Genomic DNA, 11067 nt, shown 5'->3' with positions numbered 1-11067 from the left:
GCACATACTTCTTGGTTGACTTGCAAAGTTTTTCGAGCCTTCCCCACCAATCTTTTTGCGATAAATGAGGCAAGTAAAAATCACCAAACCATTTCACGTGGCAACGCATCTCTATCTGCTTCAAAGCATCTCTGCGAGCATTTGCTAGCAGAGTTTGGTCTAACGCCAAGTTGGCAAGATGCTGCAATTCATCGGCATCTTTGATAAATCCTCCTAGATGTAAATCGGAGGAGATGCTGTTAATTAATTCTAAAAAGGTCGTCATCTTTTAATTGCTCCTGTGTATTTACCTCCGGCGGTTACGACCTGCCAGCCCCCTCCAGTTTTGTCAGATCCCCACTGCAGCTGAGGTGCCACTTTTCCTTCAAGCAGCATTTGATTCCGAGCTAGGGTAACAGGATTTTCAACTTCTGCTGTATTGCTTGGGGGAAGCGCAAGTTTTTGGCGTCTTTCCGCAGGTGYTGCTCCAGCCGAGCATCGTGTCACGAATACGCCTGACGCTGCTCCCTCAGCGGATTCAGTAATTATAAATTGCTCACCGGCTCGTCCGTGAGAAGCATAAATTTGACCATCAAAGCTGCTCACGACCTCCCGCTGCTGCGTTTTCGAAAGTCCCCGTKATTTCAAAAGGTTTCTTGCAGATTTATTGTTGATTGGAATTCCTGGGCATGTGATAAGTCCCAATGGGTCCATCCATCCCGTTGGATTAAACGCGTACTCGTAGAGATTCTCACCGCCATTGAGCCCAATCGGGTCTTGGGTGACGTACCTTGCTGTAGCGGGATCGTAGTATCGATACCGGTTATAGTGGAGCCCCGTCTCTTCGTCAAAGTACTGTCCCTGAAACCGGATCGGATTCCGTATCCCTGCCTTGCGCGCCGCCTCGCTGATCGCCTCCTTCGCTTGCCCCCACGCCTTGTACTGCGCCGACCACGCAACGTTGCCCTCGCAATCCGTCAACTCCTGCGGCGTGCCCAGATGATCGCACTGATAGAATGCGATCTCATCCCTCCCGAACGGCTCGACTTCCTGCTCGTACTCGCCGTTCCATAGCGGATCCAGGGCGATGTCATACTTGCCGCCGTTACCCGCCATCAGCGCCTTGACATCGGTGGTGGGCGCCAGCCGAAGCGCCTGGCGTCGCGTGGCCTGCACCAGCGGCACGAAGCTGTCGCGCTCGTACACGTAGTGCACCGTCCGTTCGCCCGCCGTACGGCCTTGATGCACGCTGCTTTCCAGCGCCAGCGTGTCGCCGTCCCAGCCGTACATGGTCCAGGTCGCCTGGCTGTGCTTGGCGATGCGCCGCCCCAGCGGATCGTAGGCAAAGGTGGTAACGCCATGCCGGGTCGTGGCGCGGGTCATCCGATTGAACGCATCCCATTCATACTTGGACCGAATGCCGTCCTGCACGCGTTCGACGAGATTGCCGCGTTCGTCGTAGCGGTAGCTGACGCCGGCATATTCCTTGAGCAGGTTGTCCAGCAGTTTCGGCAACGGGGCGCGACGGGTGATCGGCTCCTGCTGCGCGGTATCGGCTGCCTGGATGTTGCCGGCCGGGTCGAAGGCGAAGGTTTCATGACCCAATGCGCTGTTTGCTGCCAGCAGCCGCCCGACCGGGTCATAGCGGTATTCGACGTGGCCGCGCCGGCTGTCTTCGAGGCTGGTCAGTTGACCGGATGGGTCGTAGCGGTAGCGCCGCAGGATCGCCGCTTGCATGCGGATCTTAGCTTGCGCGATGGCGCCGAGCTGCTGCTCGATCAGGCGCCCAAGCGGGTCGTACTTCATCGTTTGCAGCAGGCCGTTGGCCTGGGTGCGGCCGGTTTCCTGGTACAGCGCGTCGCGCTCGAAGGAGACGAGGTCTTGCCCGTCGAGCAGCAGGCCGTGTACGTGGCCGGCGCCGTAGGTCAGCCATTCGATGCGGTGGCCGTCGGGGCGGATGGTGCCGGTACGCTGGTTGAGCTCGTCATAGTGGTGGAGCCAGACCGCGGTGCGCCTGTCGGGATGGAACGGGCCCTGGTAGTGCTGGTGCTCGCGCACCAGGTTGCCGGCGTCGTCGTAGAACCATTGCAGCCGGGCGTGTTCGTTCTTCGCTTCGGCCAACTGGCCGTTGGCGTTGTAGGCGAAGGTTTCAGTTTGCTCGGGCTGACCGGGGGCCGCGGCCCGGCGTTGCACGAGCCGGCCCATGGGATCGAAGTCGAGCCGGGTGGTCACGCCGGCTTCGACGGTTTCCGCCAGCACGCCGCTGGCTTCGTCGTAGCGGTACTCGGTGGCCTTGCCGTCGAAGCCCTGTTCCTGCAGCAGACGGCCGACCGGGTCGTACCGGAAGCGGTAGACGCTGCCGTTTTCATTTTCCAGCGCGGACAGGCGGCCGAGTGCGTCCCACCGGTAGTGCAGGCTGTGTCCCAGCGCGTCGGTGCGCTTCGCGATCAGTCCGGTCGCGGTGTAGCGGTAGGCGGTGGTGCGCGCGAGCGCGTCGATGTGCGCCAGCAGCCGGCCTTCGGCGTCGTGGCGAAACTGTTCCTGGCTGCCATCGGGGTGGATGACGGCTTCGAGCTGGCCCGGATGGTTGCCGCTGTCGGTGCTTTCGCGGTGCGCTTGCGCCAGCGTTTCGGCACTGAGCGGCGTGTAGCGGTAGCGGGTGACGTTGCCGGCGGCATCGATGCGCTTGACCAGGCGCTTGCGGTCGTCGTATTCCCACTGGCTGCTGTGCCCGGAGCAGTCGGTGTAGCCGGCGAGCTGGCCGTCCGGGGTGTAGGCGAGTTTCGTGACGCCGCCCTTGGCGTCAAGGACTTCGACGGGGCGGCCAGCCTTGTTGTACGCGTATTGGGTCTTGTTGCCGCGCGGGTCTGTTTCCTCGACCAGGTGGCCCTGTGCATTGTAGTCCCGCTTCCAGGTGCCGCCTTCGCCGTCGCGGATGCCGGTGACGCGGTGCTGGCCGTCATATTCGAAGTGGACCTGGCTGCCGTCGGCGCGGGTGTGCGTGAGCAGGTTGCCGTGGTCGTCGTAACGGTGATGCTCGCTGCTGCCGTCGGTGTGGATGTGACGGACGACGTTCTTGGCGTCGTCGCGGAAGAGCCATTCCTCGCGCCCGTCCGGATACACGACGCGGTAAGTGTAGCCGGCGATGTCGTAGTAGTAGCGGGTCTCGTGGCCAAGCGCGTCGGTGACGTAGGTCAGGCGGATGTTCTTGTCCCATTCGAGCCGGGTGTCGTAGCTGCCGTCGTCGGCCCACTCGCGGACCGCTTTGGCGTGAAGCCCGCTGTCGATGCTGGTGTCGTAGGCGAGGTTCACGCCGCGTCCCGTGCGGTCGGTATAGCGGGTGACGAGGTGGCGGTCGTACTGGTACTGCCAGGCAGCGCCGTTTTCGTCCTGGGCGCGGATCAGGTCGCCGTGGTCGTCATGGTCGTAGGCGGCAAGCTGGCGCACCAGCTCGCCGTCCCTGATTTCCCATAGCGCACGGATGCGGCCGCTATCAAAGTCGATCTGGGTGCCGGCATGGGCGACGATGGTCTCGCCCTGCTTGCTGATGATGTCGCTGAGCACCGCCTCGCCGGCGTACGGGCCAGTGGCGACGACGTGGTCGTAGCGCAGGCCGAGGGCGGCGCCGTCGCGGGAATGCAGCGCGATCAGCCGGAAATGCTCCTTGCCCAGCTCGGCCGCCTTGGCGCGCACGGTGTCGACCAGTTCGTAGGCTTCGCGCCAAGGGCTGGGTTCGCCGTCTGGCAGCGGTTTGCCGAAGTCGAGCGTGAGCAGGGTGGCGCTCATGCGGGTAAGCGTGATTTGCTCGACCGGGTCGTAGTGCCGCTGGCCGATGCCCAGCCACGGGTAGCGGTGGCTGCGGCCGTCTGCGGCGTGGTAGAGCAGGGCGGCCGGTTTGCCCTGGCCGACAACGTCGATGCGGCTGCTGTACGGGGTGAGCCAGCGCGCGCCGAGATTGCCGCCGTCATAGGCGGCCAGCTGGCTGCGGTAGGTGCGGCTCCATTCGATGGGGAGCGGCGCATCCAGTACGAAGTCAAGGTGGGAGAAGGTTTCGGCGCCGGTGGCGAAGCTGATCGAGTGCGCGGTGCCGCCCTTCGCGGGGCACAGCTTGCAGGCATTGGCGTCGCCCGTGGCCGGGCTTTGCCGGCCGGTGGCGCCCAGCTCGTGGCCGGGATTGTTCTTCTTGTGGTCCGCGCCCTTGGCCGATGGGACCAGCGCCGGGTACCGCCGCTTGTGCTTGGTGACCGCGTCGCGCAGCCGCATCAGTATCCACCGGATGCTCATCTGCGCCTGTTCGTCGGCGAGGGCGGCGAGCTTGCCGCGAAACGCCGGCTTGAAGTCGGTCAGGTGGCCGATCATGCCTGTCACGCCCGCTACCGCGCTCTGCGGCAGTTGGCTGGCTGCCGCGGCGACAACGTAGTTCGCGCTCTTCTTGTACTGCCGGCCAAGGGCACCAAGCATGCGGTGCCAGCTGCTTTCCACTTTGGGGTCGTGCAGCTTGACCTCCACTTCCGCCGGGGATGCCACCTCGAACAGCGGTTCCTTGCCGATGCAGCGCTTGAGGATCTTGATCAGGTCGTCGGCAATGCCGTCGGCGGTATTCGCGCATTCGTCCAGGATGCCTGCCAGCTTGCCCATCGCGCTGTCGATGAAGGTCTCGATCTCGCCGGCCAGCCTGGCGTTGAGGTGCGCGATCAGCACCTCGATCAGCGCGGGGCCGAGATCCTTGACGCCCAGCGCCAGCTTTTGCCGGACCAGGTGCAGTGCCGGCCGCAGGCTCATGCGCGCCGCGCTCATCCCCGGTGGCACCGGGACCACGCCGATCAGGTTGATGCCCAGGCTGACCCATTCCAGGAACTCGACTTCCTTCTTATTGATGGTCTTCTGGATGACCCCCACCATGTCCATGATGGCGTCGATCAGCGCCATGATGTTGCCGATCACCGGCAGGCTGCCGGCCACAGTACTCAGGCGTTCCAGCGTGACGTAGTCGTAGCTGATCTTGCGCAGCCATTTGTCGAACGCGGCGGCGCCGGCGCCGATGTCTTGCTGGTCGATGGTGTCGAGCGGGGCGACTGCGACTTCCGGCGCGCGCTCGGCGGGCTTGGGCGGGGCTTGCGTGGGTACGGTCATGGTGGCTTTTTATCTTTTTATATGACGGATTTTTTGGGGATCGAGGGCGGAACTTCAGCGCCGATGCGCGGCAGCGATCCAGGCAAACCGAGGGTGGACGCGACGGCGGCGGCAGGCTTGCCGGCACTTAACCTGCCGTAGGTAGGGAGCTTGCCCGCAACATTGGCTATGGCCGCTTGTCCGACCGGCGCCAGCAATGCTTGCGCGCCGCCTTTTTGCAGCGACTGCACCGCGCTTGCCGCTTGCTCCGCGGCTTGCGCAATCGCGCCGAACTTGCCGGCTGCGCCGTTGAGACTGCCTGCCGCAGCTTTGGCGCCGGCGAACAGTCCGGGGTTCTGCGCCCTCGGCGCCGGCGCTGTCCGGTCAGACGTTGCCACAGCATTGGCGCCAGCGTCGGACTGCGCCACAGCCGGCCATTCGGTTCCCTGGCCGAAGTCGCTGCCTTCATCCCACGGATCGCGCGGGTCCTTGCCGTAGCTGACCGTGGCCATTCCCATCGGCAGGCCGGGCACGCTGGCAAAGCCGTTGCCATCAAGCGTCCCGCGGTGGATGCGGCCCTCGGCGTCGACGACGGTGTAGTCGCCTTGCCGGACGCCTTGGCGCCTGGCGCCTTCCGGGTTCACGTACTGGTGATGCAAATCAAGCTGCCCCGGCGGCAGCTGCACGGTCTGCGGCAAGCTCGGCGTGCCTTCACTCTTGCCGGGGACGAAGCTATGTTGCGCCGCGTGCTGGCGCCAGATGCCGTTGGTGCCATGGACGATCCCCGATGCGTTCCAGCGGCTGAAGCTGGTGCCGCCGTTGATCACCACCTCTTCCTTGGCCGTGATCGTGATCCGGTTGGCGGTATGAGTGATGTTGAGCTTGGCCAGGATGTTGACGCTGTCCTTCAAGGCGGTGATGTCGATGTCGGCGCTGGCCGCCACCAGCTTCATGCCGGCCTTGTAGGCAAACATGCGCACCGCTTCCTTTACGCTGACGAGCAGGCTCTTGCCCGCGCTCAGGCTGGTATGGCCGCCGCTGGTCAGGGCGGTGTGTTCCACGCTCATCAGGTGGGTGGAACCCTGCGTGCTGGTTTCGATGCCGGCGGGGCTGGCCAGGGTCAGGTGAGGCGCCTGGAATTCCGGGAATTCGCCTTGCGCAGGCAGGCCCCCCTGGCCTTTGAGGGCGTCGACTTGCGCCAGCAGCGCGGCGGCGACCTGGTCCTGGTCGCCCGGCTGGTGCGCCTGCGCCTGTTGCGCGGCCTGCGACAGGCTGTCGTGCAACTCCTGGCCCTGGGCCATGCGCGCCAGCGTCTCCGCCATGTCGGTGATATGGGCGCGGGCGTTCGGCCGTCCTTCGGTACTGAGCAGCAGGCCCTGCTGCGCGCGCACCGCGCCGTGGCCGTCGGTGCGCAGCTCGAAGCCCTGGCCGCGCGCGTCCTTGCGTCCGGCATTGTCTTCGATGCGTTTGATATGACCGAGGCTGAGCTGGCTGGCGAGATGGTCGCTTTTCAGCTGCGCCTGGATCTGTTCCTTCGTGTCGTCCAGGATGAGGTGGTTGCCACGCCCGCTCGCGGCGCCCGCCTGCAACTCGCGGCTGCGCAGACCACTCAGCGCCTGCTGCTCGGGCAACAGCCACGGCGGCATGTGTGTGTCGTTGTACAGCACACCAAGGATCAGCGGATGATCGATGTTCCCGTTGACGAAGACCACGCCCACTTCTTCGCCGACGCGCGGCAGGCGAATGTTCCCGAACTCGACGCCGGCGCCAGGCGACATCACGCGCACCCACGGCGAACTGTTCTCGTCACGCTTGCCCAGCCGGTCCCAGTGGTACTGGATCTTGACCCGCCCGTAGCCGTCGGTATGGATCTCGGCGCCGGCCGGCCCGACCACGATGGCGGTCTGGATGCCGTGATAGATACAGGGCTGGCTGTTGTAGTGGCGACCCGGGCGCCACTGAATGTCCCTACGCACGCAGCGGAAGCTGTTCTCGTAGTTCGATGGCGCGCCTGGTCCCGCCTGGTAATTGTTGCTGGCTTCGTGGTCGACGGAGAGGATCAGGTAGTCGCGGTCGCGGATGCTGGGTTTGGTGGGTTCGCCGCGCTTCGGAACTTGCAGCTCGGCGCTGAAGTGGCCGCCGAGCTTGAAACACCGGCCCGGCTGGGCAGTGCGGTCGTTGCCGCGGGCTTCGAAGGTCTGCGTGTTCGCGTCGCGCTCGCCCATGCGCTGCTGGGCGAGGCGTTCGCCGTCGTCATGGGTGCGAAAACCGTACGCGCCCGTGTTCTCGTAGATTTCGTAAGGATAGACGTCACCCTGATTGTTCAGCGATTCGGCGGTCGCGTGCTGCGCCACGGGGTTCTTGTAGTCGAAGCTGGCCAGGGTCGTCTGGCCGGAGCCGAGCCGGCGCACCGCGCTCCATTCGCGGATGCCGTCGTGTTCGAGCGAGCCCGCTTTGTCGCGAAACGGGATCTCGCCCGAGTCGTCGATGCCGGTCGGGTCGATCGACTGGGCGAGCGTGCTGCGGTCGCATAGCAGGAGCGAGTGGCCGTCGGCCCGGTGCTCGTAGTAATAGTGCAGCCCGAATTCCTCCCAGCGCCGGTGCAGGTGGTTGTAGTCGGTCTCGTCGTACTGGTTGGCGCAGGTCAGGCACGGATACTCGCCGACGAGGACCGGATGCCAGTCTTTCTGGCGGTACTGGGCAAGGGTGAGTTCGGTCAGTTCGATGACGCTCTTGCCGAGGAATGAACGGTTGTCCTTGCGCAGTTTGGCGAAGGCCAACCAGGGCTCGAGCACCACGTGGTAGAACGCGAAGCCACCATCGGTACGAAGGAAGCGGAATTCGGTGACGTAGCCGTTGAAGTAGCGCAGCGAGCCGTCTTCGCGCACGAGGGAGATCGTGATCATCCGGGCCATCATCGCCTTCAGCGGAATTTGCGCGTCGTCCGAGAGCAGTTCGACCTCGAAACGGAAGCAGCGCGAGACTTCCTCGTGCGCTTTCAAGCGGTTGGGCAGGAGAATACGGTCAGGGCCATCGTTGCGGGGGAAATCCAGGCGCAGCAGGCGGTCGTGCTGCGCATCGAGACTGAATGCTGATAGCGCAGCGTCGGCCGCGATCGCTTGGCTTCCGTCCATGTTGTCTCCGATGATGTGACTGCTATCAAGGTTCCATCGGCTAAGGTAACCAAGCTCTTTTCGCGCGACCTTGATAATGGGCAAGAGCCGGGCTCTGCTATTGCATTGGTGGGGAGGGACAGGCAAACCGCTTTCTTTGCATGTGCTGGTTTTGCTTAGCTTGATTGATCGCAAGATGAGCCGACGGGCGCGTGCTTGTCTCTCAGGCGAATCTTGCTACCGCCGGACTAGCGGCGCCTGTGCGGCGCGATCCCGTTGTCCTGTCGTGGTCAGGACAGCGGCATGCTGCCGCTTCTCGGTTTGCATCGGAACAGCTCCCCTCCGGACTGGTGTGACAGGATCACGAGCTCGATAAAACTGTTCATCTGGACGTACAGCGCAAAGAACTGGTCGATGACCTGGACGAACAGGTGCAGGCCGGCGCCGACAAAGGCCTCTTCGTCGATCGTCAGGCGCACTTCGGTCCCGTGCGCCAGGGACGCACCGCGCTTGTGCCGCACCCACGCGGTGGTTTCCGCATGCTCCAGCCCGACAATGCCGGCGATCTGCCGCCGCGATATCGCCGAGCCGGCGAAGTCGTACAAGGCCAGCATCTCGCGCAGCCAGTCCGCGCCTTCCATGGCGAGCGAGTGATGGTTGAGCGTCAGGTGGGAGATGAGGCGCCAGTGGGCGTCCCGGCCGTTTGCCAGCCGACGGGGGCGCGTGGGCCGGCGCAGAAAGCGGATTGCAGCGCCTTCGGTGGCGCCTGGTATGAACAGGTCGCCGCCGGCCGAGCCGGTTTTCAACAGGCAGGGCAGGTCCCGGTTGGTGCAGGTGAGGTCGATCGAGAGCGTTGCTCGCTCGACGGTGAGCGGCCCGCCGTCGGCATCGACGAGCGAGATGACTTTCTCGTGCCCGGGACTGGTGGCGGCCAGCGTGTCGTCATGGCGCAGTATCCAGTATCGGCCCTTGCGCGCATTGCTCTCGCCATGTCGCAGCGCATAGAAGGAACGGAATTCGACCGGCACGATATCCTTGCCTTGCTGCCGCACCATGTGGACCCGATCGACCGAATAGACTTCGTGCGAGGCCGCATGAGTGGGATGCGCCAGCACCGGATACTCGGCCGTCTGCTGGGTGTAGTCGATCGGCACGCCCGGCTGCCTGAACAGATTGACGACCGGCGTGCAGCCAGGGAGCAGGCTTCGTGCCGACAGGCCGGCGAGCATCCTTGCCTGGCTTGACCCCGGCGACACGTCTGCCAGACCAAGGTGTAGCGTGAAGCAGGCGCAATCCGCAGGCAGGCGCGCGCAGAGCGCGGCCAGGTCGATGTCGACGAAGTTGAACTTCTCCGGGAAGGCAAAGTACTCCGCAAGAATCCGGTAGGCGCGGTGTGAGCGGGCGTCGAACGGGATCAGGGCGTCGTCATCGGCAAAACCGGCCGCTGCGACCGGTATCGCGGCGAGCGGCTGCCAGGCTCCGTCGGCACCGGCCTGGACGTACGCCGTTGTCGTCCGCATGAACAGTGCATCCCGCAGCGCTGCGCAGAACGAAGCATCGCCGTCGAGATAGAGCCTGAACGGGGCTGAGGTCATTGGCGGGGCGGTGGATTCGAACTGCACGCTAATCGATGCCGCCACTCCCGGCGCCAGCCTGGTCGAGGACGGCGCGCGGATGACTTCATTGAAGCTGGCAGAGGCAATGCTGGCCGGGGACGGACTGACATCGTATGCGGTCTGGAACTTGCAGTTCACGCCGCGCACTGGCGCCGACTCCAGCAAGGTTCCGCGCGGGACGGTTCCGGTGCTGCCGCCAGCCCTGCGGGCGGCCGGGAGAAAGCGCACGATCGCGCAGGAGGGAAATGGCCGCAGGTAGTGCGGAAACGTGAGGTTGAGCAGCGCCTCCGTAAATTGCGGATACGAGTCGTCCAGCCGCTTCGACACCCTGGCGCACAGCAGGGCGACGGACTGGATCAGGCGCTCGACATGCGGGTCGTCGCAAGCCTCGTCGCCAATCTGCAGCTTGGCCGCGACCTTCGGATAGCGCTCGGCATATTCACGGCAAAGCTGCCGCATCGTGACGAGCTCGCGTTCGTACTGGGCAAACAGTTCATCCATGGCGCTTGTGCCTAAGAAGCGCTGCGTACGCTCTGCACCGAATAGCGTTGCAGCGACGGCTGGAACACCGCGTTGAACTGTATCGGTTCGGCCACCGGCGCGTTCTTCAATTCGGCGGTGATCACGAAGTCGACCCGGTTGATCGCCCCTTTCCTCGGCTGCAGCGTCGCCGTCACCCTATGCAGCCGCGGTTCGTGCCGCTCGATCGCCTTCTGGACCGCGGTGCAGATCCGCTTCTGGTCCGTGTCGCTCGTCATGCACATGCCGGCAAAATCGATCAGGCCGTAGTTCACCACGGATGCGCTGACCTCGGGGTAACCGGCCAGTACAGCGGGGAGCAGGGCGGATCGTGTATTGAGGAGTGCTTCGAGGTCGCGGGTGATGCTTTCCCGCCATTCGCCAAGCTTGCGAGGAGATGCACGGATTGGGCTTTGCGGCACATCGTCATCGGCATCTAAACGGTCGAACAAGCCAGGCAGGAAACTTTGCATGCTGTTTCTATATGGACGCCTCCCTTTTGCAAGGTATTTTCAGCTCTGTTCAGACGAGGAAAGTCGCAGTTCTATATCCGGCCTTGTGCGCGGCATTGCCGCTGGCCCCGATGAAATCCGCTGACCCACACCTCATTCTCCTAACGGGCTGTTAGCCCCAGACAGCATTCAGGTTTGGTGGATCCCGGTCTGACCTGTCTGTCATCGCTGTCAATACCCAACGCAACTGGTGACGTGCCATCCTTTCTTCTGTAG

At 63.9% G+C, this 11067-nt stretch carries 5 protein-coding genes; all 5 read right to left on the bottom strand.

What is annotated here, in order from left to right; genetic code table 11:
- On the bottom strand, positions 1–265 hold a 265-nt coding region (locus tag AC1DYX_RS21785; protein WP_477262697.1), incomplete at its 3' end, for a hypothetical protein.
- Positions 262–5112, bottom strand: a complete 4851-nt coding sequence (locus AC1DYX_RS21780) for an RHS repeat-associated core domain-containing protein (protein WP_477262695.1) — start codon at positions 5110–5112, stop codon at positions 262–264. The genes AC1DYX_RS21780 and AC1DYX_RS21785, both read right to left, overlap by 4 nt.
- A 17-nt stretch (positions 5113–5129) precedes the next feature.
- Positions 5130–8225, bottom strand: a complete 3096-nt coding sequence (locus tag AC1DYX_RS21775; RefSeq protein ID WP_477262693.1) for a type VI secretion system Vgr family protein — start codon at positions 8223–8225, stop codon at positions 5130–5132.
- A 269-nt stretch (positions 8226–8494) separates the two neighbouring features.
- Positions 8495–10321, bottom strand: a complete 1827-nt coding sequence (tssF, locus tag AC1DYX_RS21770; RefSeq protein WP_477262691.1) for a type VI secretion system baseplate subunit TssF — start codon at positions 10319–10321, stop codon at positions 8495–8497.
- Between the two features lie 11 nt (positions 10322–10332).
- The gene (tssE, locus tag AC1DYX_RS21765; protein WP_477262690.1) at positions 10333–10812 is read right to left on the bottom strand and encodes a type VI secretion system baseplate subunit TssE; all 480 of its coding nucleotides are present in this window, start codon (positions 10810–10812) and stop codon (positions 10333–10335) included.
- Between the last annotated feature and the right edge of the window lie 255 nt (positions 10813–11067).

This window comes from Massilia sp. P2_C2 (assembly GCF_056404615.1).
This window is presented reverse-complemented; position numbering and strand designations above follow the sequence as displayed.